We start from the raw sequence: 25,187 nt of genomic DNA on the forward strand, positions 1-25,187 counted from the left end.
CATCCTGCTCGTCCACGACCTCGACGTCCGCGTCATCGACGCCGCCACCGGCGAGCTGCTCCGCGAGCTCGTCATCGATCCCAACCGCGACTACCAACCCACCGGAGCACCCCGCGGACCCACCCGCACGACCCCGAAATGACCACTCCCGGACCTACAAGTTGTAGGTCCGGGAGTTTCCGATGTCCTGAGACATCACATGGCGCCTCCGGCAGGATTCGAACCTGCGGCACCTGGTACCGGAAACCAGTGCTCTATCCCCTGAGCTACGGAGGCCGTGCGTGCCGGACTCGTACCTGAAGGCCCTCGTCGTCGACGCGGAGGGGACACTACCGGTCGTCACTGGTGCGAGGGAAACCGGTGAGCGCCGATAGGCTTGGAGAGTGAATCCCGCGCAGCTCTCCGCCACCGTCGTCGACGCCCTCGGCGCCCTCGTCGAGCGGGGCGATCTCGCCCTGCCCGACGGCGTCCCGACCGAGGTCACGGTGGAGCGGCCGCGTGAGAAGTCGCACGGCGACTACGCCACCAACGTCGCGCTGCAGCTGGCCAAGAAGGCCGGCACCAACCCGCGTGCCCTCGGGGAGCTCCTCGCCGCCACGCTGCGCGAGGCGGAGGGCATCGCGGCTGTCGACGTGGCCGGGCCGGGCTTCCTCAACATCACCGTCGACGCCGGCGCCCAGGGCCAGGTCGCAGCCGACATCGTCGCGGCGGGGGAGCGGTACGGCTCCTCGGACCTGTTGGCCGGAGAGCAGATCAACCTGGAGTTCGTCTCGGCCAACCCGACCGGCCCGCTGCACATCGGCGGCGTGCGGTGGGCGGCGGTCGGCGACGCTCTGGGCCGGATCTTCTCCTTCTCCGGCGCCGCGGTCACCCGCGAGTACTACTTCAACGACCATGGCGCCCAGATCGACCGGTTCAGCCGCTCGCTGCTGGCCAGCGCGAAGGGTGAGCCGGCGCCCGAGGACGGCTACGGCGGCCAGTACATCCACGACATCGCCGCCGCGGTCGTGGCCGCACGTCCCGACGCCCTCGACCTTCCCGACGACGAGGCGCGCGAGGTCTTCCGCGCCGTCGGCGTGGAGATGATGTTCGACGAGATCAAGAGGTCCCTCCACGACTTCGGGGTCGACTTCGACGTCTACTTCCACGAGGACGAGCTCCACAAGAGCGGCGCGGTCGCGAAGGCCGTCGAGAGGCTCACCGAGCTCGGCAACACCTATGAGCAGGACGGCGCGCTGTGGCTGCGGACCGAGAGGTTCGGTGACGACAAGGACCGCGTCATCATCAAGTCCGACGGCAACGGCGCCTACCTGTCCGGCGACCTCGCCTACTACCTCGACAAGCGCGAACGCGGCTTCGACCGGTGCTTCATCATGCTCGGGGCCGACCACCACGGCTACGTCGGCCGGATGATGGCGATGTGCGCCGCCTTCGGCGACCAGCCCGGCCAGAACCTCGAGATCCTCATCGGCCAGATGGTCAACCTGCTCAAGGACGGCGAGCCGCTGCGGATGTCGAAGCGGGCCGGCACCGTCGTCACGATCGACGACCTCGTCGACGCGATCGGTGTCGACGCCGCCCGCTACGCGCTGGCGCGCTACTCCAGCGACGTCAACATCGACCTCGACCTCGAGCTGTGGGCCAAGGCCTCCAACGACAACCCGGTCTACTACGTGCAGTACGCCCACGCGCGCACGCGCCGGATGATCGAGAACGCCACCGACCTCGGCATGAGCCTGCCGAGCGACCTCGGCGACCTCGACGTCTCGCTGCTCAGCCACGAGCGCGAGGGCGAGCTGCTGCGCGCCCTGGCGGAGTTCCCGCGGGTGGTGGCCAGCGCCGCCGAGCTGCGTGCCCCGCACCGGATCGCGCGCTACCTCGAGGACCTCGCCGCGACCTTCAACCGGTGGTACGACACCCGTGAGTGCCGCATGCTGCCGCAGGGTGACGAGCCGGTCGCGCCGGTCAACCTCGCCCGGCTGCTGCTCACCGTCGCCGCCAGCACCGTGCTCGCCAGCGGCCTCGGGCTGCTCGGGGTCAGTGCCCCCGAGCGGATGTGAGGACCGCTCGATGAGCACCACGCACGAGGCCGGGTGGGCCCATGCGCCCGGAGGGCTGCGCGGACCGAACTGGCTGCAGCCGCCGACCGACCCGAACGCCCTGGTCGCCTCGCTGTGGAGCAGCACGGCCCACAAGGAGGACGGCGACCTGGTGGTCGGTGGCGTCGCGGTGGCCGATCTGGTCGCCGAGCACAACACCCCCGCCTACGTCCTCGACGAGGCCGACTTCCGTGCGCGCGCTCAGGCGTTCCGCGACGCCTTCGCCGACTACGACGTCTACTACGCCGGCAAGGCGTTCTTGTGCACGAGCGTGGCCCGGTGGGTCGCCGAGGAGGGGCTGAGCCTCGACGTGTGCTCTCCGGGTGAGCTCACGATCGCGCTGCGCGCGCAGTTCGATCCCGCCCGGATCGGCTACCACGGCAACAACAAGACCCACCCCGAGCTGCGCCGCGCGGTCGCCTCCGGCGTCGGGCGCATCGTCGTCGACTCCTTCGCCGAGATCGAGCGCCTGGCTCAGATCACCGAGGAGCTGGACCTGGTCCAGGGCGTGATGGTGCGAGTCACCGCCGGCGTCGAGGCCCACACCCACGAGTACATCGCGACCGCCCACGAGGACCAGAAGTTCGGGTTCTCGATCACCAGCGGCGACGCCTTCGACGCCGTCCGCCGGGTCGAGGCCGCCCCCGGCCTGCGACTGCTCGGCCTGCACTCCCACATCGGCAGCCAGATCTTCGACGCCTCCGGGTTCGAGGTCGCCGCGCGCAGGGTCCTGCGGCTGCACGCCCGCGTCGGCGACGAGCTCGGCGTCACCATGCCGGAGATGGATCTCGGCGGCGGCTTCGGCATCGCCTACACCACCCAGGACGATCCCTCCGAGCCCGCACGGCTGGCCTCGGAGATGACGAAGATCGTCCAGGACGAGTGCCGTGGGCTCGAGATCGAGGTGCCCCGGCTCTCGATCGAGCCCGGCCGGGCGATCGTCGGCCCGTCGATGTGCACCGTCTACACCGTGGGCACCGTCAAGCCGGTCGCCCTCGACGGCGGCGCCGTGCGCACCTACGTCTCGGTCGACGGCGGCATGAGCGACAACATCCGCACCGCCCTGTACGACGCCGACTACTCCTGCACGATCGCCGCGCGCGCCTCGGCCGCGCCGCCCGTGCTGGCCCGCGTCGTCGGCAAGCACTGCGAGGCCGGCGACATCGTGGTCCGCGACGAGTTCCTGCCCGCCGACGTCGCACCCGGCGACCTGCTGGCGGTGCCCGGCACCGGCGCCTACTGCCGTTCGATGGCCTCCAACTACAACCACGCGCTCCGGCCGCCGGTGATCGCGGTGCGGGACGGCGAGACGCGGGTCCTGCTTCGGCGGGAGACTGAGGACGATTTGCTGGCTACGGACGTGGGTGCGTGATGACAGACGGTGAGAAGCCGCTCAAGGTGGCGATCCTCGGGTGCGGGGTCGTGGGCTCGCAGGTGGTGCGCCTGCTGCAGGAGCAGGCCGACGACCTCACTGCTCGCGTCGGCCGTCCGGTCGAGCTGGCCGGGGTCGCGGTACGCCGTATCGACGCGCCTCGCGACGTCGACCTGCCCGAGGGCCTGCTCACCACCGACGCCGCGGGCCTGGTCGCGCGCCCCGACGTCGACCTCGTCGTCGAGGTGATCGGCGGCATCGAGCCGGCCCGCAGCCTCATCCTGAGCGCGCTGGAGCACGGCGCCGGCGTCGTCACCGCGAACAAGGCGCTGCTGGCCGAGGACGGCCCCACCCTGTTCGAGGCGGCCGAGAAGGCCGGCCGCGACCTCTACTACGAGGCCGCGGTCGCCGGTGCCATCCCGATCCTGCGACCGCTGCGGGAGTCGCTGGCCGGCGACCGCGTCACCCGGGTGCTGGGCATCGTCAACGGCACCACCAACTTCATCCTCGACAAGATGGACACCTCCGGCGCCGGGTTCGCCGAGGCGCTCGAGGAGGCCCAGGACCTCGGGTACGCCGAGGCCGACCCCACCGCCGACGTCGAGGGCTTCGACGCCGCCGCGAAGGCCGCGATCCTCGCCTCGCTGGCCTTCCACTCCCGGGTCACCGCCGCCGACGTGCACCGCGAGGGCATCAGCGAGGTCACCGCCGCCGACATCGCCTCGGCCCGCGACATGGGCTGCGTGGTGAAGCTGCTGGCGATCTGCGAGCTGCACAGCGCTGCAGGGGCCGACGGGAGCGATGGCGAGGAGACCGTCACCGCCCGGGTGCACCCCGCGATGATCCCGCGCAGTCATCCGCTGGCCAGCGTGCGCGAGGCCTACAACGCGGTGTTCGTCGAGTCCGACGCCGCCGGACAGCTGATGTTCTACGGCCCCGGCGCCGGGGGCGCGCCCACCGCGAGCGCGGTGCTGGGCGACCTGGTGACCGTGGCACGCAACCAGGTGGCCGGCACCCGCGGCGTCGGCGAGTCCGCCTACGCCGACCGCGCCGTCCTGCCGATGGGGGAGACCCGCACCCGCTACCACGTCGGGATCGACGTCGACGACCGCGCCGGCGTCCTCGCCGCGATCGCGCAGGCCTTCGCCGAGCACGGCGTCTCGATCCAGACCATGCGTCAGGAGGGCCGCGGCGACGACGCCCAGCTGGTGCTGGTCTCGCACGGCGCGACCGACGCCCAGCTCAGCGACACCGTGGCGCACCTGCGGGGCATGGACATCGTCCGCGACGTCACCTCGGTGATGCGCGTCGAAGGAGCCGACGAGTGAGCAGTGCAGCCTTCCAGCCCACGCACCAGTGGCGCGGGGTCGTCGAGGAGTACCGCGAGCTGCTGGAGATCCCCGCGGGCACCCCGGCGGTCACGTTGCGCGAGGGCGGCACGCCGCTGGTGCAGTCCGAGTGGCTCTCCGGGCTCACCGGCGCGCGGGTGCACCTCAAGGTCGAGGGCAACAACCCCACCGGCTCCTTCAAGGACCGCGGGATGACCGCCGCGATCTCGGTGGCCAAGGCGGCCGGCGCGGAGGCGGTGGTGTGCGCCTCCACCGGCAACACCTCGGCCTCGATGGCCGCCTACGCCGCCAAGGCCGGCCTCAAGCCGCTGGTCCTGGTCCCCGAGGGCAAGATCGCCGCCGGGAAGATGGCGCAGGCGATCCTGCACGGCGCCCAGGTGATCATGGTGCGCGGCAACTTCGACGACTGCCTCGACATGGCGCGCGGCCTGGCCGCCGACTACCCGGTCGCGCTGGTCAACTCGGTCAACCCGGTCCGGTTGGAGGGCCAGAAGACCGCGGCCTTCGAGGTCGTCGACTTCCTCGGCGACGCCCCCGACTACCACCTGCTGCCGGTCGGCAATGCCGGCAACATCTCGGCCTACTGGCTCGGCTACACCCAGTACGCCGGGCTCGGGCTCGCGACGCGGCGTCCGGTGATGCGCGGCTTCCAGGCAGAGGGGGCCGCACCGCTGGTCACCGGCGAGCCGTTCCCCGACCCCGAGACGAAGGCCACCGCGATCCGGATCGGCAACCCGGCCTCGTGGCATCTCGCCGAGCGAGCGGCCAAGGAGTCCGAGGGCCGCTTCGCCGCGGTGAGCGACGCCCAGATCCTCGCCGCCCAGCGCGAGCTCGCCGCCAACGACGGCGTGTTCGTCGAGCCGGCCTCGGCCGCGGGGGTCGCGGGACTGCTCCAGGAGCTCGCGCAGGGTGAGTCCTATGCGGGGGCGAGCGTCGTCATCACCGTCACCGGTCACGGGCTGAAGGACACCGCCACCGCGTTGGAGGGCTTCGGCGACCTGGTCGACACCGTCGTCGACGCGGAGGTCGCGGACGCGGCGGCCGCCGCGGGTCTCACGTGAGCGACCTGCCCGACGGGGCCGCGGAGTTCGTCGCGGGCCCGGTCCGGGTCAGCGTGCCCGCGACCTCGGCCAACCTCGGCCCCGGCTTCGACGCGCTGGGTCTGGCGCTGGAGTTCCGCGACGACGTCGAGGCCGAGGTGACCCCGGACGGCCTGGAGATCCTGGTAGAGGGGGAGGGGGCCGGCGACGTCCCGCTCGACGAGACCCATCTGGTGGTGCGCGCGATGCACCACGTCTTCGACCTGCTCGGCGCGCGGCCGCCGGGGCTGCGGCTGCGGTGTCACAACGTCATCCCGCACGCGCGCGGGCTCGGCTCGTCGTCCGCGGCCATCGTCGGCGGCGTCCTGCTGGCACGCGGACTGGTGGCCGACGGCGTCGAGCGGCTCGACGACGAGGCGGTCTTCCAGCTGGTAGCCGGCATCGAGGGCCACCCCGACAACGTCGCCCCGGCCCTCTTCGGCGGCCTCACCGTCTCCGGCCGCGACCCCGAGCCCGGCGCGGAGTTCTGGAGCGCGACCGCCCCCGTCGCGCCCGGCGTCGGCACCGTGGTGTTCATCCCACCGACCGGCCTCTCCACCGAGCTGGCGCGCGGGCTACTGCCCGAGCAGGTGCCGCATGCCGACGCCTCGGCCAATGGCGGGCGCACCGCACTGCTGGTCGCCGCACTGTCCGGGCAGCCGCGGTGGCTGGTCACCGCGACCCGCGACTACCTCCACCAGGACTACCGCGAGCCCGCGATGCCCCACTCCCTGGCGCTGGTTCGTGCCCTGCGTGCCGAGGGCATCGCCGCCGTCGTCTCCGGCGCTGGACCCACCGTCCTGGCGTTCGTCGCCGACGTCTCCGATCCCGCCGCCGAGGCGGCGCTCCTGGCGCGCTGCCCCGACGGCTGGACCGCCCGAGCCCTCCCCATCTCGACTCGTGGTGCCCAGGTGACCCGCGATCCACGCTGACCCGTCAGCCATAGCGGACGGGTCAGCGTGAAATGTGCGGTGACCCGTCCGCTATAGCTGACGGGTCGGCGTTCCTGCGGGGCGGACGGCGTGGTGTTAGCCTGTGCCCGCGCCCTCTGGTGGCGCGTCACCGGGGTCTTTCGGGATCCGATGCGGTGACTTCACCTCGGAAACCCGAGCGGCCCCTCCGCCGGCGACTCGACGCCGGCCTCCACCGTGACACGCGACCGTGCGAAGGACTCACGTGACCGACACCCCTGACACTCCAGTCGACGCCCCTACGACCGCGCGCAAGCGTGGTGGTGGGCTCAGCTCGATGCTGCTGGCCGACCTGAAGGCGATGGCGGGCCCGATGGGCATCCGCGGCGCCGGGTCGATGAAGAAGGCGCAGCTGATCGAGGCCATCAAGGCCGCGCAGTCCGGCCAGTCCAGCCAGGCGGCTCAGGGGGCGGACCGGCCCCGCAAGCAGACCGGCGGCGCGGCGTCCTCGCGCAGCGGCGCCGACGGCGGCCAGCCCGAGCTGCCGGTCGCCGAGCCGGACCGCTCCACCGAGCCGGCGGCGACGTCGACGCCGTCTGCGAAGGAGACAACCCCGGCGCCTGAGCAGCAGGAGAAGCAGAGCAAGCCGGGCAAGCAGGGCAACAAGCAGAACAAGCAGGGCAGCAAGCAGGCCAAGCAGGCCAAGGCGAACAAGCAGGGCAAGCAGCACGACTCCGAGCCCCCCGCCGATCGCCCGGACGCCTCGCAGCACCAGGACAAGCCGGAGCAGCAGGAGCGACCGGGCAAGCAGGCCGAGTCGCGACAGGACCAGCGCCCCGACCACCGCCCCGATCAGCGCAGCGAGCCCGAGCACCAGGACGCCGGCGAGGGCGAGGCGCGCACCGGGCGCAACCGCCGACGTCGCGGCCGCGATCGCAATCGCGCCGGAGCCCAGTCCGGACAGGGCCAGCCCGGCGGCAACCAGAACCAGGGCGGCCAGGGCAACCACGGGGGCCAGCAGCGCCACGAGCCCGACACGACCATCCTCGAGGACGACGTGGTGGTGCCGGCCGCGGGGATCCTCGACGTCCTCGACAACTACGCGTTCGTGCGCACCAGCGGCTACCTGCCGGGGCCAGACGACGTGTACCTGTCGCTCTCGATGGTCCGCAAGTTCGGTCTGCGGCGCGGTGACGCGATCGTCGGTCAGGTGCGCCAGCCCCGCGAGGGCGAGCGCCGCGAGAAGTTCAACCCGATGGTGCGCATCGACTCGGTCAACGGCAACGAGCCCGACGCCCACCGCACCCGCCCGGAGTTCGACAAGCTGACCCCGTTGCACCCCTCTGAGCGGCTGCGCCTGGAGACCGAGCCCGGCAACCACGTCGGCCGGATCGTCGACCTGGTGGCGCCGGTCGCCATGGGCCAGCGCGGCCTGATCGTCGCGCCCGCGACGTCGGGCAAGACGTCGGTCCTGCACTCGCTGGCCGCCGCGATCACCGCGAACCACCCCGAGGCGCACCTGATGGTGCTGCTGCTCGACGAGCGGCCCGAGGAGGTCACCGACTACCAGCGCTCGGTCAAGGGCGAGGTCGTCTCCTCCACCTTCGACCGTCCGGCCGGAGACCACACCGTGCTCGCCGAGCTCGCGGTCGAGCGGGCCAAGCGGCTGGTCGAGCTCGGCCACGACGTGGTGATCCTGCTCGACGGCATCACCCGGCTGGCCCGCGCCTACCAGCTCTCCGCTCCGGCGTCGGGGCGGGTGCTGCCCAGCGGCGTCGACGCCGGCGCGCTCTACCCGCCCAAGCGCTTCCTCGGCGCGGCTCGCACCATCGAGAACGGCGGCTCGCTCACCATCCTCGCCACCGCCGTCGAGCACGGCTCGGCGATGGACGAGGCCATCCTCGAGGAGCTGCGCGGCACCGAGAACCAGGTGCTGCGCCTCAGCCGCGACCTCGCCGAGCAGGGGCTGTACCCCGCCGTCGACGTGCGCGCCTCGGGCACCCGTCACGAGGACCTGATGATGAGCGAGCAGGAGCTCGACATCACGCGCAGGCTCCGGGCGACGCTGGCCGACCTCGACCCGCGCCAGGCTCTCGAGGCGCTCACCGAGCGCCTCGATGCCTCGCAGACGAACATCGAGCTGCTGATGGCCGTGCAGCGCGGGTCCGGCACCTCGTCGAGGGCCGGCCGGACGGGTCCCTGATGGCGCGGATCGTGGTCGCCGACGACGACCTCGACATCCGCGACCTGATCGAGTTCAAGCTGACGACCCTCGGCCACGAGATCGTGGCGGTGAGCGATGGCGCGGCCGTCCTCGACGCGTGCCGCGAACAGCGTCCGGACCTGTGCGTGCTCGACGTGACGATGCCGGGAATGTCCGGACTCGACACCGTCCGCCTGATCCGTGCCGACCTGGACCTGCTCGACCTGCCGGTGCTCCTGCTCAGCGCCCGCTCGCTCGACAAGGACGTCGCGACCGGGCTCGGCTCGGGTGCCGACGACTACCTCACCAAGCCGTTCAGCCCACGAGAGCTCGGCACCCGCGTGGAGGCGCTGCTCGCGCGCTGAGCATGGATCCAGGTCGAGCACCGCCGACGGTGCCGGGCCCGCCCGGAATTGTGACGGGGCGGGCGCTGTTACCTACGATGTCAGGCGGTTCCGGTTCACGTCGCACGCCGTGCGGCGACCCGGAGCACAAGAGAGGACACAGAAGATGAAGAAGGACACGCACCCCGAGTACGTCAACACCGAGGTCACCTGCACCTGCGGCGCGACGTTCACCACTCGCAGCACAGTCACCTCGGGCGTCATCCGCTCCGACGTGTGCTCGCAGTGCCACCCGTTCTACACCGGCAAGCAGAAGATCCTCGACACCGGCGGCCGCGTGGCCCGCTTCGAGGCCCGCTACGCCAAGAAGGCTGCCGACGCCAAGAAGTAGCCTCCGCTCAGCGCCGATCCGCCGCCCCCGTTCCCGGGGCGTAGGGGGTCGGCGCTGAGCCGTGTCTGACGCAGTTGACGCACGAGCGAGGGAGGCGCAGGTGTTCGAGGCCGTCGAGGGGCTGCTCGAGGAGCACCGCGAGATCGAGGGCAGGCTGGGCGAGCCGGAGACCCACGCCGACGCGCAGCTGGCCAAGCGGCTCAACCGGCGCTATGCCGAGCTGAACGCCATCATCGGCGCCTGGCGCGAGTGGAGCGGGCTCGGGGAGGACCTCGAGGCCGCCCGCGAGCTGGCCGCGGAGGACCCCGCCTTCGCCGAGGAGGCCGACGCACTCGCCGCACGCATCCCGCAGGCCGAGGAGCGGCTGCGCCGCCTGCTCGTGCCCCGCGACCCCGCCGACGACAAGGACACCATCGTCGAGATCAAGTCGGGGGAGGGCGGCGAGGAGTCGGCGCTGTTCGCCGGCGACCTGCTGCGCATGTACACCCGCTACGCCGAGCAGCGCGGCTGGAGCGTGGAGATCATCGACGCCACCGAGTCCGACCTCGGGGGCTACAAGTCCGTGACGCTCGCGGTCAAGGCCAAGGCGAGCGCCGAGCCCGGGGCGACGCCGTATGCACTGCTGAAGTACGAGGGCGGGGTGCACCGGGTACAGCGCGTCCCGGTCACCGAGTCCCAGGGGCGGGTGCACACCAGTGCGGCCGGCGTGCTGGTGCTTCCAGAGGCCGAGCCGGTCGACGTCTCGATCGACGAGAACGACCTGCGCGTCGACGTCTACCGCAGCAGCGGACCGGGCGGGCAGAGCGTCAACACCACCGACTCCGCCGTACGGATCACCCACGTGCCGACCGGCATCGTGGCCAGCTGCCAGAACGAGAAGAGCCAGCTGCAGAACAAGGAGTCCGCGCTGCGCATCCTGCGCTCGCGCCTGCTGGCCGCGGCCCAGGAGGCAGCCGACGCCGAGGCAAGCGACGCCCGGCGCAGCCAGGTCCGCACGGTCGACCGGTCCGAGCGGATCCGCACCTACAACTTCCCCGAGAACCGGATCTCCGACCATCGCACCGGCTACAAGGCCTACAACCTCGACGCAGTCCTGGACGGCGACCTCCAGCCGGTGGTCGAGTCCAGCGTCGAGGCCGACATCGCCGCTCGGCTCGAAGCCCTCGAGCAATGACGTCCGACCCGCGGCGGCCGCGGCGCGAGGTGCTCGCGCAGGCCGTCGTCCGGCTTCGCGACGGCGGCGTCCAGAGTCCCGAGCACGACGCCGCCGAGCTGCTCGCCCACACTCTCGGCATCACGCGGGGTGCCCTGCCCCTCGTGGACGAGGTCGCCGCGGACGACCACGACCGTTTTCTCGCACTGATCGCCCGCCGGGCGGCCCGCGAGCCGCTGCAGCACCTGACCGGAGCCGCCGGCTTCCGGCACGTCGAGCTCCAGGTCGGGCCCGGTGTGTTCGTGCCGCGGCCGGAGACCGAGCTGCTGGCGGGGTGGGCGATCGACCAGGCCCGCGAGATCGCGGATCTCGCCGGCCGGGCGCCGGTCGTGGTCGACCTGTGCACCGGCTCGGGCGCGATCGCGCGCGCCGTCGCCGACGAGGTGCCGGCGGCCGAGGTCCACGCGGTCGAGCTCGACGAGGCTGCGCTGGTGTGGGCCGGTCGCAACCTGGCCGGCACCGGCGTCGACCTGCGTGCGGGCTCGATGGACGACGCCTTCGACGACCTCGCCGGGACCGTCGACGTCGTCGTGTGCAACCCGCCCTACATCCCGCTCGAGGCGTGGGAGTCGGTGGCCCCCGAGGCCCGCGACCACGACCCGCACCTCGCCCTGTTCTCCGGCGACGACGGGCTCGACGCCATCCGGGTGCTCCAGCGGCGGGCACGGCTGCTGCTGCGGCCCGGGGGAGTGGTCGGTGCCGAGCACGCCGACGTCCAGGGCGAGAGCGCGCCGGGCGTCTTCCTCGACGCGGGCGGCTGGAGCGACGTCCGCGACCACCGCGACCTCGCCGACCGTCCGCGCTTCCTCACCGCGCGGCTGGCAAGATGACGCGGGTGCGTTATCCCACGACCACCGACGCGGAGCGCGAGTCCGCGATCGAGGCCGCGAGCATCGCCCTCCAGCGCGGCGAGCTCGTCGTCCTGCCCACCGACACGGTCTACGGGATCGCCGCGGACGCATTCTCCGCCGATGCGGTGTCCGACCTGCTCGCGGCCAAGGGGCGCGGGCGTGAGATGCCGCCGCCGGTGCTCATCGCCAGCGCCGCGACCCTCGATGCCCTGGCCCGCGACGTCCCGCCATGGGTCCGCGAGCTGGTCGCCGAGTTCTGGCCCGGACCCCTGACCATCGTCTTGCACCAGCAGAGCTCCCTGCTCTGGGACCTCGGCGAGACCCGCGGCACCGTCGCGGTCCGGATGCCCGACGACGAGTTGACTCGCGCCGTCCTCGAACGCACGGGGCCGTTGGCGGTCAGCTCGGCCAACACGACCGGCGAGCCGGCCGCCACCGACGCCGACAGGGCCGAGGCCATGCTCGGCGACCGGGTCGCGGTGATCATCGACGCAGGGGAGTCGCGCGGCGGCGAGGCCTCCACGATCGTCGACGCGACCGGGCCCGAGGGCCGGATCCTGCGCCACGGCGCCCTCTCGATCACCCGGCTCAACGACGTGCTCAGCCCGCTGGGGACCAGCCTGCTCGACTCCGCTCCCGACAGCGCCGCGCCCGGGACGGGCGAGCCGGACCGGCTCGCCAAGCAGCCTCACCAGCCCGCGGCGTCTCCGGAAGCTCCGGCTCCACCGGCCCCGGCGGCTGCACCGGATCCGTTGACCGACCCGCTGCCCGACCCATTGTCCGACCCACTGGCCGATCCACTGGCCGGCCCGGGCGATCCGGACGAGGGCTGATGCGCGAGTACCTGCTGGTCTTCCTCGTCGCGGCGTCGGTCACCTACCTGCTGACCGTCGTGGCCCGCGAGATCGCGATCCGCACCGGCGCGGTCGCGGCCGTGCGCGACCGCGACGTGCACGCCGAGCCGATTCCCTACCTCGGGGGCATCGCGATGCTCGGCGGCCTGGTCGCCGCCTACCTGGTGGCGCAGAGACTGCCATTCCTGTCGGGACCCGACAGCCCGCCCTGGATCTTCGACGACGCCAGGTCGGTGGTCGTCGCCGGCGCGCTGATCTGTGGCGTCGGCGTCCTCGACGACATCTTCGAGCTCGATGCCCTCACCAAGTTCGGCGGCCAGGTGCTCGCGGTGGGACTGCTGATCTACTCCGGCATCCAGTTCCGCTACTTCTGGCAGCCCGACAACGTCCAGTTCTCCCTCGACAAGGGTCAGGGAGCACTCCTCACCGCCCTGATCGTGCTGGCCAGCATCAATGCGGTGAACTTCGTCGACGGGCTCGACGGTCTGGCCGCCGGGGTCGTGGGAATCACCGCGGTGGCCTTCTTCCTCTACTGCTACCAGCTCAGCGTCTCCAACGGCGTCACGCGCGCGACCACCGGCGCCCTGCTGGCCGCGGCCCTGGCCGGAGTGTGTGCGGGGTTCTTGGTCCACAACGTGCATCCGGCGCGGCTGTTCATGGGCGACAGCGGGTCGATGCTGATCGGCCTGGTGCTCTCGGCGTCGGCGATCACGGTGACCACCCAGTTCACCAACGAGGACGTCGCCTTCGGGGCCGACGGCACCCGGGCCAGCCTGCTGCCGATGCTGCTGCCGGTCGCCCTGCCGATCCTGATCCTGATCGTGCCGCTGGTCGACCTCGTCCTGGCCGTGGTCCGACGCACCAGAGCCGGCAGATCGCCGTTCGCAGCCGACAAGCAGCACCTGCACCACCGGCTGCTCGAGATCGGTCACTCCCACCGCCGGGCGGTGATGATCATGTGGCTGTGGGCCGGCCTGATCGCCTTCGGCACGGTCCTGGCGAGCCTGGCGACCGGAACCGCGGTCTGGCTCACGATCGCGGGTGCGGCCGTGGTGACGCTGGTGCTCACCTTCGTCGTCCCGGTCGTGCACCGCCCGCGTCTGCTCGAGAGTGCGGACCCCGAAACGACGGGTGAGGCGACCTTGTGATAGTTTTCACGAGCACCTGAAGGGCGCCTGAGAATCGCCCTCACTGCGACCCCGCCAGCCCCCTGACGAGATGAAACGGCCGCCAGATGACGACCGATCCGACCGCACCGGCACCAGCCGCTCGGGCCGCTCGACCCTACGGGGTCGCCGCGCTCGGTGCAGCGGTGCTCGCTGCCTCGGTGTGCAGCGCGCTGGCCGCGCTGCTCGGGCTGTGGCTCGGCGGCTCGGCGGCCGCGGTCGGCGTCCTCGTCGGCGCCGGTGTGACCCTGCTCGTGCTGGCCACCGGATTCGCGATCGTCGACATGGTCGCGGGTCTCATGCCCGGCGCCTCCCTGTTGGTCGCGGTGCTCACCTACACCCTCCAGATGGTGCTGCTCGCGGGGCTCCTGGTGGTCCTCAGCGGCGTCGACAACCTCGACGACGTGCTCTCCCGCCAGTGGTTCGCCGCCGGCGTGCTGACGGTCGCCGCGGCGTGGACGGTGTGCCTGGTGGTGCACGCGATGCGCGCTCGGATCCCGCTCTACGACCTCCCGGAGTCCGGTGCCTCGTCGGGGTCCGGTTCGAGGCTGGAGGGGAGTGAGCGATGAGCCTTCCTCACTGCTATCGTCTCGACCGCGATGAGGCGCTCGGACGACACCCCGCGAGGCGATCCCTGGAATGCCTTCGGATACATCGTCGCGGGCGTCCTTCTCTACGGAGTGATCGGGTGGCTGCTCGATCGCTGGTGGAACACGAACTTCATGGTGGCCGTCGGGATCCTCGTCGGTGCGGGCCTGGGCCTGTACATGACCTGGGCCCGGTTCGGATCCTTCGGCAGCGCCGCGAGCGGCGAGCAGCCGAGCGACCACAGGTCGGATCGCGAGCCTCCCGGCCCGAACAGCACGAGTACATGACGGCGACGAACGTTCAGGAGACCAGATGAGCAGGCTGATCACCGAGGGCGGTGGCGACGGAGGCTTCCACAAGCCCGGCCCCGCGGACTTCGACCTCCCGCCCATCTGGGGAACCGACTTCGGCACCTTCCACGCCTTCGGTCAGGAGTGGGTGCTCGGCGTCACCAAGCCGATGCTCCAGATCGTCATCGCGGCCGTCCTGGTCTTCGTGTTCTTCTATGTCGCCTCCCGCAAGCGGGCGATGGTGCCGGGCAAGCTCCAGTACGTCGGGGAGCAGGGCTACGGCTTCGTGCGCAACTCGCTGGGCCGCGACATCATCGGCAGCGCCGACTTCCAGCGCTTCGTGCCCTACCTGTTCGCGCTGTTCTTCTTCCTGCTCGTCAACAACCTGATGGGCTCGATCCCGTTCATCCAGTTCCCGACGTTCTCGCGCTCGGGGCTGGTCTACGCGCTGGCCGCGCTGAGCTGGATCATCTACAACTGGGTCGGCATCCAGAAGCACGGCTTCGTCGGCTACTTCAAGCTCCAGTCGGTCCCGGCCGGCGTCGGCGGCCCGATCCTGCTGCTGCTGATCCCGCTGGAGTTCATGTCGAACATCCTGGTCCGGCCGGTCACGCTGGCCCTGCGTCTGTTCGCCAACCTCTTCGCCGGCCACCTGCTGCTGATCCTGTTCGCCCTCGGCGGCGAGTACATCCTGGCCCACCAGCCGATCGCCTACGCGCCGGTCGGGATCCTGGCCTGGGTGCTGTTCATCGTCGTCTCGTTCCTGGAGCTCCTGATCCAGTTCCTCCAGGCCTACGTCTTCGTCCTGCTGACCGCCATGTACATCCAAGGCGCGCTGGCAGACGAGCACTGATCCCGCACTGACCCCAAGCAATACCCGGCCCGCCCCGGCGGACCTCCCCAGAGTTTCACCACCTGTTGCACAACACCGGAAGGCAAACTGATGCTCAACCTGATCACCCCCATGGCCCTCGACGGCTCCATCGGCGACCTCGGCAGTCTCAACATGATCGGCTACGGCCTGGCCGCCATCGGCCCGGGTGTCGGCATCGGTCTCATCTTCGCCGCCTACATCAGCGGCGTGGCCCGTCAGCCCGAGGCCCAGAGCCGCCTGCAGTCGATCGCGATCCTCGGCTTCGCGCTCGCCGAGGCGCTGGCGATCATCGGTATCGCCCTCGCCTTCGTGCTCTGACCCAGCCCTTCCCATGAAGCGCCGTAGGACCCGGAAGGACCTGGCATGCAGTCACTGATCGCACCGTTCGTCGTGGACGCTGCGGGGGACGGGAAGCTCAACCCGCTTCTGCCCCACTTGGTCGAGATCATCCTCTCGCTCGTGGTGTTCGCGATCCTCTTCTTCCTCGTGAAGAAGTACGTCGTCCCGAACTTCGAGAAGACCTACACCGAGCGCACCCAGGCGATCGAGGGTGGCCTGGCCGCGGCGGAGACCAAGCAGGCCGAGGCCGACGCCAAGCTCGCCGAGCTCGAGCAGCAGCTCGCCGACGCCCGCCACGAGGCGGCCCGGATCCGCGAGGAGGCGCGCGAACAGGGCGCCGCCATCATCGCGGAGATGCGCGAGCAGGCTCAGGCGGAGTCGGCACGCATCGTCGAGCACGGCAAGGTGCAGATCGAGGCCGAGCGCCAGCAGGCGGTCACCTCCCTGCGCGCCGAGGTCGGCACCCTGGCCACCACGCTCGCCGGACGTATCGTCGGGGAGAGCCTCGAGGACGACGCGCGGCAGAGCCGCGTCGTCGAGCGGTTCCTCAGCGACCTCGAGTCCGGTACGCCGGGCAGCCACTGAGCAAGCAGGACTGAAGGGAACACGTGATGGACCTGCGCGGAGCATCGGCCGAAGCGGTCGCCGCCCTCACCACCGAGCTCGACGGCGTGCTCCGGAACGCCACCTCGGCGTCCGGCGTGGCCGACGACCTCTTCTCCGTGGCCATGACGCTGCGGTCCGAAGGTGCCCTGCGCCGGTTCGCCACCGACGCCTCGGTCCCGACCGAGGCCAGGCAGGGCCTGATCTCCGAGGTGTTCGGAGGCAAGGTGTCTTCCGGTGCCCTCGCCCTGCTGCGCTCGGCGGTCGCCCGTCGCTGGACGTCCTCGCGCGACCTCGCCGATGCCCTCGAGCAGCTCAGCGTCATCGCCCTGGTCAAGTCGACCGGCACCGAGTCCGGCCGACTCTCCGATGAGCTGTTCGCCTTCGGTCAGGCCGTCCAGGACAACTCCGACCTGCGCGACGCGCTCTCGGATCCGGTGCGGACGGCCGAGGACAAGGGCAACCTCATCGAGCGCCTGCTGTCCGGCAAGGCGCTGCCCGCCACGATCACCCTGGCGCGGCAGTCCCTCTCCGGCAGCTACCGCACGGTCTCGGCCGCGCTGGCCGACTACCAGCGCACCGCCGCCGCCGTCCACGGCGAGAGCGTGGCGACCGTCCGGGTCGCCCGCGAGCTCACCGACTCCGAGACCCGGCGGCTCACGGCGGTGCTCTCGGCCCAGTACGGCCGCCCGGTGCACCTGAACCTGCTGGTCGACCCGACCGTCCTCGGCGGCATCCGCGTCGAGATCGGTGACGACGTCATCGACGGGACGGTCTCCAGCCGCCTCGACGACGCCCGCCGCAAGATCGCCGGCTGAGCCCGGTCGATCTCACCCACACACGACGTAGAACCAAGAGAGAAGGAACCACGATGACGGAGCTCACCATCCGTCCGGAGGAGATCCGCGACGCGCTGTCCAAGTACGTCGCCGAGTACCAGCCGGACGCGGCCAGCAAGGAGGAGGTCGGCATCGTCGCCTCCGCCGGCGACGGCATCGCCCGGGTCTCCGGCCTGCCCTCGTGCATGGCCAACGAGCTGCTCGAGTTCGAGGACGGCACGCGCGGCCTGGCACTGAACCTCGACACCCGCGAGATCGGCGTGGTCATCCTCGGTGACTTCGACGGCATCGAGGAGGGCCAGACCGTCCGCCGCACCGGCGAGATCCTCTCGGTCCCCGTCGGCGACGCCTTCCTGGGTCGCGTGGTCGACCCGCTCGGCAACCCGATCGACGGCCTCGGCGACATCGAGGCCGAGGGCCGCCGCGCTCTGGAGCTCCAGGCGCCCACCGTGATGCAGCGCAAGTCGGTGCACGAGCCGCTGGCCACCGGCATCAAGGCCATCGACTCCATGACCCCCATCGGTCGCGGCCAGCGCCAGCTCATCATCGGCGACCGCGCCACCGGCAAGACCACGATCTGCATCGACACGATCATCAACCAGAAGCAGAACTGGGAGACCGGCGACCCCACGCAGCAGGTGCGCTGCATCTACGTCGCGATCGGCCAGAAGGGCTCGACCATCGCCTCGGTGCGCGGCGCACTCGAGGAGGCCGGCGCGCTGGAGTACACCACCATCGTGGCCGCCCCCGCCTCCGACAGCGCGGGCTTCAAGTACCTCGCCCCCTACACCGGCTCGGCCATCGGCCAGCACTGGATGTACGACGGCAAGCACGTCCTCATCGTCTTCGACGACCTCACCAAGCAGGCCGAGGCCTACCGCGCCGTGTCGCTGCTGCTGCGCCGCCCGCCGGGCCGCGAGGCCTACCCCGGTGACGTCTTCTACCTGCACAGCCGGCTCCTCGAGCGCTGCGCGAAGCTGTCGGACGAGATGGGTGCGGGCTCGATGACCGGCCTGCCGATCATCGAGACCAAGGCCAACGACGTCTCGGCGTTCATCCCGACCAACGTCATCTCCATCACCGACGGTCAGATCTTCCTGCAGTCCGACCTGTTCGCCTCCAACCAGCGCCCGGCCATCGACGTCGGCGTCTCGGTCTCGCGCGTGGGCGGTGCGGCGATGACCAAGGCGATGAAGGAGGTCACCGGCTCGCTCAAGGTCGACCTGGCCCAGTTCCGCGCCATGGAGGCCTTCGCCATGTTCGCCTCCGACCTCGACGCCGCCTCGCGCCAGCAGCTCGACCGCGGGCAGCGCCTCATGGCCCTGCTCAAGCAGCCGGCCTACTCGCCCTACCCGCTCGACGAGATGACCGTCTCGCTGTGGCTGGGCACGACCGGTCGCCTCGACCCGGTGCCCACCGGCGACGTGCTTCGCTTCGAGCAGGAGTTCATCGACTACCTGCGCCGCAACCACGACGGCCTGCTCGCCGCGATCCGCGAGACCAAGAAGTTCGAGGACGAGGCCGGCGTCGAGAAGGCCTACGACTCCTTCATCGAGCAGTTCGAGACCTCCGACGGCGGCCGGATCAAGGCCGGCCACGAGGCCGCGGCCGACGCCATGGAGGACGACGAGCTCGAGCAGGAGCAGATCGTCAAGCAGAAGCGGTCCTGACATGGCCGTATCGCTGCGTGAGTACCGTGCGCGGATCAAGTCGACGGAGTCGATGAAGAAGATCACGCGCGCCATGGAGCTCATCGCTGCGTCTCGCATCATCAAGGCGCAGCAGCGGGCACAGGCGGCCGCGCCGTACGCCCGCGAGCTGACCCGTGCGGTGTCGGCGGTGGCGACGTTCTCCAACGTCGACCACCCCCTCACCACCGAGCCGGAGAACCCGGAGCGGGCCGCGGTGCTGATCGTGACCAGCGACCGCGGGCTCGCCGGCGCCTACTCCTCCAGCGTCATCAAGGAGGCCGAGCGGCTCGCCGAGCGGCTGCGCGACGAGGGCAAGGCGATCGACTGGTACATCTGCGGCCGCAAGGGCGAGGCGTACTTCAAGTTCCGCGACCGCGACATCATCCGGGCGTGGACCGGCACCTCCGACCAGCCGTCCTACGAGGTGGCAGCCGAGGTGGGGGAGACCCTCATCGAGTCCTTCCTCGCCGGCTTGGATCCCGACGACGCCGCCGCAGGCGCCCACCCGGTCGACGAGGTCCACGTGGTCTACACGCGGTTCCGCTCGATGCTGGTCCAGGAGCCCACGGCGGTACGCCTGCTGCCGCTGGAGATCGTGGAGGGAACCGAGGCTCCCGAGGAGTCCGAGGTTCTGCCGCTGTACGAGTTCGAGCCCTCGGCAGAGGCGGTGCTCGACGGCCTGCTCCCGCAGTACGTCCAGAGCCGGATCTTCTTCGCGATGCTCCAGTCCGCGGCCTCGGAGCTCGCGGCCCGGCAGAAGGCCATGAAGTCGGCCACCGACAACGCAGAAGAGCTCATCAAGAAGTACACCCGAATCGCCAACCAGGCCCGCCAGGCCGGCATCACCCAGGAAATCAGCGAGATCGTCGGTGGCGTCAACGCGCTGGCCGATGCCAGTGCAGGGAGTGAGTAGACCAATGACCGCAACGGTTGCAGAGACCGGCAACAACGGAGCCGCCGGCGCCAGCACCGGCCGCATCGCCCGGGTGATCGGCCCGGTCGTCGACATCGAGTACCCCGTCGACGCGATGCCCGACATCTACAACAAGCTGGAGACCGACATCAAGCTGTCGGGCGAGGACAAGGTCCTGGCCCTCGAGGTCGCCCAGCACATCGGTGACGGCATGGTCCGCGCCATCTCGCTCCAGCCCACCGACGGCCTGGTCCGCGGTGCCGCCGTGCGCGACACCGGCGGCCCGATCAGCGTGCCCGTCGGCGACGCGACCCTCGGCAAGGTGTTCAACGCCGTCGGCGACTGCCTCAACCTCGAGGACGGCGCCGAGCTGGAGGTCAAGGAGCGGTGGGGCATCCACCGCAAGGCACCGGCCTTCGACCAGCTGGAGTCGAAGACCCAGATGTTCGAGACCGGCATCAAGGTCATCGACCTGCTCACCCCCTACGTGCAGGGCGGCAAGATCGGCCTGTTCGGTGGTGCCGGCGTCGGCAAGACCGTGCTCATCCAGGAGATGATCGCCCGCGTCGCCAAGGACCACGGTGGTGTGTCGGTGTTCGCCGGCGTCGGTGAGCGCACCCGCGAGGGCAACGACCTCATCGTCGAGATGGACGAGGCCGGCGTCATCAACCAGACCGCGCTGGTCTTCGGTCAGATGGACGAGCCGCCGGGCACCCGGCTGCGCGTGGCCCTCTCGGCGCTCACGATGGCGGAGTACTTCCGCGACGTGCAGAACCAGGACGTGCTGCTGTTCATCGACAACATCTTCCGGTTCACCCAGGCCGGCTCGGAGGTCTCCACGCTGCTGGGCCGGATGCCGTCCGCGGTGGGCTACCAGCCCAACCTCGCCGACGAGATGGGCACGCTGCAGGAGCGGATCACCTCGACGCGTGGTCACTCCATCACCTCGCTGCAGGCGATCTACGTGCCGGCCGACGACTACACCGACCCGGCCCCGGCGACCACCTTCGCCCACCTCGACGCCACCACCGAGCTGTCGCGTGAGATCGCCTCGCTCGGCATCTACCCGGCCGTGGACCCGCTGACCTCGACCTCGCGGATCCTCGACCCGCAGTACATCGGGCAGGCGCACTACGACTGCGCGATCCGGGTCAAGCAGATCCTCCAGCGCAACAAGGAGCTCCAGGACATCATCGCGATCCTCGGTGTCGACGAGCTCTCCGAGGAGGACAAGGTCATCGTCGCCCGGGCCCGCCGGATCCAGCGGTTCCTGTCGCAGAACACCTACGTCGCCAAGCAGTTCACCGGCATCGAGGGCTCCACGGTCCCGGTCGCGGAGACGATCGAGGCGTTCAACAAGATCGCGGACGGCGACTACGACCACGTCGCCGAGCAGGCCTTCTTCATGTGCGGCGGTCTCGACGACGTCGAGCGCAAGTGGGCTGAGATCCAGAAGAGCCTCTGACATGGCGAGCGAGGCACAGGCGCTCCAGGTGGAGCTCGTCGCCGCCGACCGGACCGTGTGGTCCGGCTCGGCGTCGATGGTGATCGCGCGCACGGTCGAGGGCGACGTCGGTGTCCTGCGTGGACACGCGCCGATGCTCTCGGCGCTCACCGACGCCGTGGTCGAGATCAACGACGAGGACGGCGATGTCGTCGTGGCTGCCGTCGACGGCGGCTTCCTCTCGGTGGCCGGCGACCGGATCTCGATCCTGTCCCAGCACGCCGTGCTGGCCGAGGAGATCGATCCGGCCGACGTCCGAGCCGAGCTCGAGGAGGCCCAGGGCATCTTGAGCATCCGGCCCGACGAGGCCGAGCTGCGGATCCGTCGCGCCGAGGCGCGACTGAGGGCTGTCGAGAAGGCCACGGCCAAGGCCCGCTAGGCTGACACCTCCGACGAAGTGGAGGCAGGCTCGACAATATGGCGTGGTGGCAATGGGTGGTCGACGTCGCCGGCGCGTTCTTGATCCTGGTCCTGCTCTACGGTCTCGCTCTCGTCGTCCGCCGCCGCGTCATCACCCGCCACGGCGGAACCTTCGAGCTCAGTCACCGCGTCCGTCCCTCCGGGGACGGGCGCGGTTGGGTTTTGGGGGTGGGCCGCTACTCGGGGGAGCGCCTGGAGTGGTTCCGGCTCTTCTCCCTCGCGCCGCGTCCCAAGCGGGTCTGGCGTCGCGACGCCCTCAGCTACGACGGCCGCCGCGCGGCCCAGGGCGCCGAACAGGTCTCGCTCTACCCCGACCACGTCGTGATCGTGTGCCAGGCGCCCGACGGCGAGGTCGAGCTGGCCATGAGCAATGCCTCGCTCACCGGCTTCCAGGCCTGGCTGGAAGCGCGGCCGCCGGGCACCGACTGGAATCGGGCCTGACCGGAGCGATGCCCCGATCGGTGGTCGGTCCGAGGCGGCGGCGATCGAGAACTCGATGGTGGAGTCCGGCGCCGGACGCGACCTGCAGCGCGCCCCTGGGAGCGAGCACACCGCTGCTGGGCATTGACAGGCGTGCGACCGTGGGGGCGTGCGAGCCGGAGCAGCCTCACGGATCCTGGTCACCCTCGTCGTCGCCCTGAGCCTCCAACCGCTGACCCCGGCACCTGGCGCCCAGCGAGGCGATGGGCCCGACGCCGGCGCCCCTGCGTGGCGCCAGGTGCCCCCGCGATGGCGAGACGCGGTGTCACGCCCGCAGGTCGACCCGATGTATCCGCAGACCGGCAACGACGTGGTCGATGCGCTGCACTACAGCCTGGACCTGACCTGGCGCCCGGCCACGCGCACCCTGATCGGCCGGGAGGTGGTGACGCTGCGTGCCGCGAGGGCCGCCGATGCGCTCACCCTCGATCTGGCTGCGCACCTGCGCGTGCGCAGCGTCCGGCTCGACGGTCGCCGCGTCGCGTTCCGGCATGGTGGCGCGCAGGGGGACGCACTGGTGGTCCCGGTGAGTGTCCGGGCCGACAGCCTCCATCGCCTCAAGATCAGCTACCGAGGGCGCCCGCACAACGTTCGCAGTGGCCCGGCCGCCGGTGCGGGCATACAGATCAATCGGCGTGGCGAGCTCCAGACGTGCCAACCCCCTTTCGGTGCCTACACCTGGTATGCGGTGAACGACGCGATCTCCGACAAGGCCTACTACGACTTCCGGCTCAGGGTGCGAGCGCCGTGGACCGGCGTGGCCAACGGCCAGTTGCGCGGTCGGCGGGTGGTCGACGGCACGACCCACACGCGCTGGCACCTGGACCAACCGGCCTCGCCATACCTGGTGGTGCTCGGCTTCGGCGACTACCGCCGCGTCACCCTCGGCAATGTGGGCGGCACCCCGCTGACACTGTGGGTTCCGCCCGGGCGAGCACGAGTGGCCGCGCGGCTGTCCTACCTCGCGCCGGCGATGCGCTGGGTCGAACGGCGGCTCGGGCCGTATCCCTTCGACAGCCTCGGGATCCTCAGCACGCGCGGCACCGGCTGCGGCATGGAGACCCAGACCATGATCACGTTGGGAGCCTCGAACCTGGCGCCGCAGGCCGAGTATCTGACCTCCAAAGAGGTCGTGCTGCACGAGCTGGTCCATCAGTGGTACGGCGACCTCACCACCCCACGCGACTGGCACGACCTGTGGATGAGCGAGGGAATGGCCTATTACCTTCAACTCGCCTTCCGGGCGCGACAGGACCACCGCTCGCTGGATGACGTGATCGCCGATCAGGTCCCGAGCGCCCGCGCGAGCCGGCGCGAGTACGGCCCTCCAGTCGACTCCGACCCCGAATACTACGCATCGATCAACAACTACGACGGACCGGCGATCATGTGGCACCAGCTGCGCAAGCGCCTCGGCGATCGCGAGTTCTGGCGGCTGGTTCGCCGGTGGCCACACGTGCACGCGATCCACAACGCCGATCGCGACCAGCTGGCGAGTTGGTTCAGCCGGAGGTCCGGACAGGATCTGAGGCGGTTCTTCCACCGCTGGCTCTACAGCCCGAAGCTGCCGCCGCTCCACTAGTGTCGACCCACGCACCCTGGGCGCCAACCGATCAACGGCCGCGCGGGATTTCCCCGGTCGACCGGGGATGTATGAACTTAGCGGCCGATATATCGCCCGCCAAGTTCAGGTTTCCCCGGTCGACCTGGGAAACCCCGGCGATCGCCGGTCGCCCGAACGACCGGCTAGCGCTCGCCCCCGGGCACCCACAACACGTCGCCGTTCTCACGGTTGGCGTAGCGGGCCAGGATGAAGACCAGGTCGGAGAGCCGGTTGAGGTAGGTGAGGGCGAGCTTGTTCATGACCTCGTCGCCGTAGACCTCGTAGGCCGCCCACGCCGAGCGCTCGGCCCGCCGGACGACGGTGCGAGCCACGTGGAGGTGGGCGGCGCCGACGGTGCCGCCGCTGAGGATGAAGGACCGCAGCTTCTCCAACTGCTCGTTGTAGGAGTCGCACCAGCCTTCGAGGCGGTCGATGTAGTCCTGGGTGATGCGCAGTGGCGGGTACTCGGGGTCGGGCACGACCGGGGTGCACAGGTCGGCGCCGACGTCGAACAGGTCGTTCTGCACGTGGGTGAGCACCTCGACGACGTCGTCGTCGAGGTCGCCCTGGGCGACCGCGAGGCCGAGGTGTGCGTTGGCCTCGTCGACGTCGGCATAGGCGTGCAGCCGCGGATCGTTCTTGGTGGTGAGGCTCATGTCGCCGAGGCGGGTCTGGCCGCCATCGCCGGTGCGGGTGTAGATCCGGGTGAGGTTGACCATGGCACGCACAGTAGCCAGCCGGCGCGACCGATCCGGGGTCACCCCAGGGGGTGATTGGTCTGGACCGGAAGAAATTCACTGGTGCCGCGGGGCAACCTTTGGCACGGTCGGTGCGTCTTTAGTGTTGACTGGGACCCAATGTGACGCGTGTTACTCGGGAGGCTGACGATGGACATCGTGACCGACGGATCTGCGCTCGTGCTCACTGGCGACTTCGACGTGCGCAGCACTTGGGAGGTACGCATGGCGGTCTACGACCTCCTCGCAGCCCACGACGAGGTCGTCGTCGACCTCACCGACGTCGGGAGCGTCGACGTCACCGCGCTGCGGGTGCTGGCGGCCGCATCGCGCCATGCCACCTTGGAAGGTCAGCGCATGACGCTGCGTGGCTGCAACGGGGCCGTGCGCCGGTTGCTCCACATGACCCATCTGATCCGCCTCGTCGAGGTGGAGCGGGTGGCGGCTTCGGCCTGATCCCTCTCCTAGCAAGCC

The 25,187-nt window shown here is 70.6% G+C and carries 26 protein-coding genes and 1 tRNA gene; 25 read left to right on the forward strand and 2 right to left on the reverse strand.

Annotated elements, in window-relative coordinates:
- Positions 1-200: 200 nt before the first annotated feature.
- A tRNA-Arg gene (locus tag WMR31_RS06615) sits at positions 201-276 on the reverse strand.
- A 107-nt stretch (positions 277-383) separates the two neighbouring features.
- On the opposite strand from WMR31_RS06615, the gene argS reads away from it, so the two are divergent.
- The 24 genes from argS to WMR31_RS06735 all read left to right on the forward strand — a co-directional run bounded on the left by argS (position 384) and on the right by WMR31_RS06735 (position 23,955).
- Positions 384-2,060, forward strand: coding sequence for an arginine--tRNA ligase (argS, locus tag WMR31_RS06620; RefSeq protein ID WP_340537996.1), 1,677 nt, complete (start codon positions 384-386; stop codon positions 2,058-2,060).
- A 10-nt stretch (positions 2,061-2,070) separates the two neighbouring features.
- Positions 2,071-3,471, forward strand: coding sequence for a diaminopimelate decarboxylase (gene lysA / locus WMR31_RS06625; RefSeq protein WP_340537997.1), 1,401 nt, complete (start codon positions 2,071-2,073; stop codon positions 3,469-3,471).
- Entirely contained in the window at positions 3,471-4,799 is a 1,329-nt protein-coding gene (locus WMR31_RS06630) for a homoserine dehydrogenase (protein ID WP_340537998.1), read from the forward strand. Before lysA ends, WMR31_RS06630 begins: the two co-directional genes overlap by 1 nt.
- A complete protein-coding gene (thrC, locus tag WMR31_RS06635; RefSeq protein WP_340537999.1) occupies positions 4,796-5,881 on the forward strand; it encodes a threonine synthase in 1,086 nt (361 codons plus the stop codon). Before WMR31_RS06630 ends, thrC begins: the two co-directional genes overlap by 4 nt.
- Complete coding sequence (gene thrB, locus WMR31_RS06640; protein ID WP_340538000.1) at positions 5,878-6,831, forward strand: homoserine kinase; 954 nt, start codon at positions 5,878-5,880, stop codon at positions 6,829-6,831. The genes thrC and thrB overlap by 4 nt, the downstream gene beginning before the upstream one ends.
- A 244-nt stretch (positions 6,832-7,075) precedes the next feature.
- Positions 7,076-9,013 (forward strand): transcription termination factor Rho, encoded by a 1,938-nt coding sequence (gene rho, locus WMR31_RS06645; RefSeq protein WP_340538001.1) that lies wholly within the window; start codon positions 7,076-7,078, stop codon positions 9,011-9,013.
- Positions 9,013-9,378 (forward strand): response regulator transcription factor, encoded by a 366-nt coding sequence (locus tag WMR31_RS06650; protein WP_340538002.1) that lies wholly within the window; start codon positions 9,013-9,015, stop codon positions 9,376-9,378. The genes rho and WMR31_RS06650 overlap by 1 nt, the downstream gene beginning before the upstream one ends.
- 145 nt (positions 9,379-9,523) lie before the next feature.
- Positions 9,524-9,748 (forward strand): 50S ribosomal protein L31, encoded by a 225-nt coding sequence (gene rpmE / locus WMR31_RS06655; RefSeq protein ID WP_340538003.1) that lies wholly within the window; start codon positions 9,524-9,526, stop codon positions 9,746-9,748.
- A 100-nt stretch (positions 9,749-9,848) separates the two neighbouring features.
- Positions 9,849-10,922: a peptide chain release factor 1 gene (prfA, locus tag WMR31_RS06660; protein ID WP_340538274.1), complete on the forward strand. Its 1,074-nt coding sequence runs from the start codon at positions 9,849-9,851 to the stop codon at positions 10,920-10,922.
- Positions 10,919-11,791, forward strand: coding sequence for a peptide chain release factor N(5)-glutamine methyltransferase (prmC, locus tag WMR31_RS06665; RefSeq protein WP_340538004.1), 873 nt, complete (start codon positions 10,919-10,921; stop codon positions 11,789-11,791). The genes prfA and prmC overlap by 4 nt, the downstream gene beginning before the upstream one ends.
- Positions 11,792-11,796: 5 nt before the next feature.
- Positions 11,797-12,645 (forward strand): L-threonylcarbamoyladenylate synthase, encoded by an 849-nt coding sequence (locus WMR31_RS06670; RefSeq protein WP_445321609.1) that lies wholly within the window; start codon positions 11,797-11,799, stop codon positions 12,643-12,645.
- Positions 12,645-13,814, forward strand: a complete 1,170-nt coding sequence (locus tag WMR31_RS06675) for a glycosyltransferase family 4 protein (protein WP_340538006.1) — start codon at positions 12,645-12,647, stop codon at positions 13,812-13,814. Before WMR31_RS06670 ends, WMR31_RS06675 begins: the two co-directional genes overlap by 1 nt.
- Before the next feature lie 86 nt (positions 13,815-13,900).
- Positions 13,901-14,401, forward strand: coding sequence for a hypothetical protein (locus tag WMR31_RS06680; RefSeq protein WP_340538007.1), 501 nt, complete (start codon positions 13,901-13,903; stop codon positions 14,399-14,401).
- A 30-nt stretch (positions 14,402-14,431) separates the two neighbouring features.
- Complete coding sequence (locus tag WMR31_RS06685; protein ID WP_340538008.1) at positions 14,432-14,707, forward strand: AtpZ/AtpI family protein; 276 nt, start codon at positions 14,432-14,434, stop codon at positions 14,705-14,707.
- A gap of 25 nt (positions 14,708-14,732) precedes the next feature.
- Positions 14,733-15,563, forward strand: coding sequence for a F0F1 ATP synthase subunit A (gene atpB, locus WMR31_RS06690; RefSeq protein WP_340538009.1), 831 nt, complete (start codon positions 14,733-14,735; stop codon positions 15,561-15,563).
- 90 nt (positions 15,564-15,653) lie between these two features.
- The gene (atpE, locus tag WMR31_RS06695; protein WP_445321610.1) at positions 15,654-15,902 is read left to right on the forward strand and encodes an ATP synthase F0 subunit C; all 249 of its coding nucleotides are present in this window, start codon (positions 15,654-15,656) and stop codon (positions 15,900-15,902) included.
- A 45-nt stretch (positions 15,903-15,947) separates the two neighbouring features.
- Positions 15,948-16,508, forward strand: a complete 561-nt coding sequence (locus tag WMR31_RS06700) for a F0F1 ATP synthase subunit B (RefSeq protein WP_340538010.1) — start codon at positions 15,948-15,950, stop codon at positions 16,506-16,508.
- A 26-nt stretch (positions 16,509-16,534) separates the two neighbouring features.
- Positions 16,535-17,344 carry a F0F1 ATP synthase subunit delta gene (locus WMR31_RS06705; protein WP_340538011.1) on the forward strand — a complete coding sequence of 270 codons (810 nt, stop codon included), beginning with the start codon at positions 16,535-16,537 and terminating at the stop codon, positions 17,342-17,344.
- A 53-nt stretch (positions 17,345-17,397) separates the two neighbouring features.
- Positions 17,398-19,035 carry a F0F1 ATP synthase subunit alpha gene (gene atpA, locus WMR31_RS06710; RefSeq protein ID WP_340538012.1) on the forward strand — a complete coding sequence of 546 codons (1,638 nt, stop codon included), beginning with the start codon at positions 17,398-17,400 and terminating at the stop codon, positions 19,033-19,035.
- 1 nt (position 19,036) lies between these two features.
- Complete coding sequence (locus WMR31_RS06715) at positions 19,037-19,969, forward strand: F0F1 ATP synthase subunit gamma (protein ID WP_340538013.1); 933 nt, start codon at positions 19,037-19,039, stop codon at positions 19,967-19,969.
- A gap of 4 nt (positions 19,970-19,973) precedes the next feature.
- The gene (gene atpD / locus WMR31_RS06720) at positions 19,974-21,434 is read left to right on the forward strand and encodes a F0F1 ATP synthase subunit beta (protein ID WP_340538014.1); all 1,461 of its coding nucleotides are present in this window, start codon (positions 19,974-19,976) and stop codon (positions 21,432-21,434) included.
- Position 21,435: 1 nt separating this feature from the next.
- Positions 21,436-21,852, forward strand: coding sequence for a F0F1 ATP synthase subunit epsilon (locus tag WMR31_RS06725; RefSeq protein WP_340538015.1), 417 nt, complete (start codon positions 21,436-21,438; stop codon positions 21,850-21,852).
- 38 nt (positions 21,853-21,890) lie between these two features.
- On the forward strand, positions 21,891-22,334 hold the full coding sequence (locus WMR31_RS06730; RefSeq protein WP_340538016.1) for a DUF2550 domain-containing protein: 444 nt from the start codon (positions 21,891-21,893) through the stop codon (positions 22,332-22,334).
- A gap of 148 nt (positions 22,335-22,482) precedes the next feature.
- Positions 22,483-23,955: a M1 family metallopeptidase gene (locus WMR31_RS06735; protein WP_340538017.1), complete on the forward strand. Its 1,473-nt coding sequence runs from the start codon at positions 22,483-22,485 to the stop codon at positions 23,953-23,955.
- Positions 23,956-24,119: 164 nt separating this feature from the next.
- Here the strand turns inward: WMR31_RS06735 and WMR31_RS06740 are convergent, their stop codons facing one another.
- Entirely contained in the window at positions 24,120-24,695 is a 576-nt protein-coding gene (locus tag WMR31_RS06740) for a cob(I)yrinic acid a,c-diamide adenosyltransferase (RefSeq protein ID WP_340538018.1), read from the reverse strand.
- Positions 24,696-24,863: 168 nt separating this feature from the next.
- Between WMR31_RS06740 and WMR31_RS06745 the strand changes: the two genes are divergently transcribed.
- Positions 24,864-25,169, forward strand: a complete 306-nt coding sequence (locus tag WMR31_RS06745) for an STAS domain-containing protein (protein ID WP_340538019.1) — start codon at positions 24,864-24,866, stop codon at positions 25,167-25,169.
- Positions 25,170-25,187 lie beyond the last annotated feature (18 nt).

Source organism: Nocardioides epinepheli, assembly GCF_037936805.1.
GTDB lineage: Bacteria > Actinomycetota > Actinomycetes > Propionibacteriales > Nocardioidaceae > Nocardioides.

Coding starts and splice junctions, on each gene's coding strand:
- WMR31_RS06745 (WP_340538019.1), top strand. CDS start 24,864: ATGGACATCGTGACCGACGGATCTGCGCTCGTGCTCACTGGCGACTTC.
- WMR31_RS06650 (WP_340538002.1), top strand. CDS start 9,013: ATGGCGCGGATCGTGGTCGCCGACGACGACCTCGACATCCGCGACCTG.
- WMR31_RS06715 (WP_340538013.1), top strand. CDS start 19,037: ATGGCCGTATCGCTGCGTGAGTACCGTGCGCGGATCAAGTCGACGGAG.
- atpA (WP_340538012.1), top strand. CDS start 17,398: ATGACGGAGCTCACCATCCGTCCGGAGGAGATCCGCGACGCGCTGTCC.
- WMR31_RS06740 (WP_340538018.1), bottom strand. CDS start 24,695: ATGGTCAACCTCACCCGGATCTACACCCGCACCGGCGATGGCGGCCAG.
- WMR31_RS06630 (WP_340537998.1), top strand. CDS start 3,471: ATGACAGACGGTGAGAAGCCGCTCAAGGTGGCGATCCTCGGGTGCGGG.
- WMR31_RS06685 (WP_340538008.1), top strand. CDS start 14,432: ATGAGGCGCTCGGACGACACCCCGCGAGGCGATCCCTGGAATGCCTTC.
- WMR31_RS06680 (WP_340538007.1), top strand. CDS start 13,901: ATGACGACCGATCCGACCGCACCGGCACCAGCCGCTCGGGCCGCTCGA.
- prmC (WP_340538004.1), top strand. CDS start 10,919: ATGACGTCCGACCCGCGGCGGCCGCGGCGCGAGGTGCTCGCGCAGGCC.
- WMR31_RS06730 (WP_340538016.1), top strand. CDS start 21,891: ATGGCGTGGTGGCAATGGGTGGTCGACGTCGCCGGCGCGTTCTTGATC.
- atpE (WP_445321610.1), top strand. CDS start 15,654: ATGCTCAACCTGATCACCCCCATGGCCCTCGACGGCTCCATCGGCGAC.
- rpmE (WP_340538003.1), top strand. CDS start 9,524: ATGAAGAAGGACACGCACCCCGAGTACGTCAACACCGAGGTCACCTGC.
- lysA (WP_340537997.1), top strand. CDS start 2,071: ATGAGCACCACGCACGAGGCCGGGTGGGCCCATGCGCCCGGAGGGCTG.
- WMR31_RS06725 (WP_340538015.1), top strand. CDS start 21,436: ATGGCGAGCGAGGCACAGGCGCTCCAGGTGGAGCTCGTCGCCGCCGAC.
- WMR31_RS06705 (WP_340538011.1), top strand. CDS start 16,535: ATGGACCTGCGCGGAGCATCGGCCGAAGCGGTCGCCGCCCTCACCACC.
- atpB (WP_340538009.1), top strand. CDS start 14,733: ATGAGCAGGCTGATCACCGAGGGCGGTGGCGACGGAGGCTTCCACAAG.
- WMR31_RS06700 (WP_340538010.1), top strand. CDS start 15,948: ATGCAGTCACTGATCGCACCGTTCGTCGTGGACGCTGCGGGGGACGGG.
- WMR31_RS06675 (WP_340538006.1), top strand. CDS start 12,645: ATGCGCGAGTACCTGCTGGTCTTCCTCGTCGCGGCGTCGGTCACCTAC.
- atpD (WP_340538014.1), top strand. CDS start 19,974: ATGACCGCAACGGTTGCAGAGACCGGCAACAACGGAGCCGCCGGCGCC.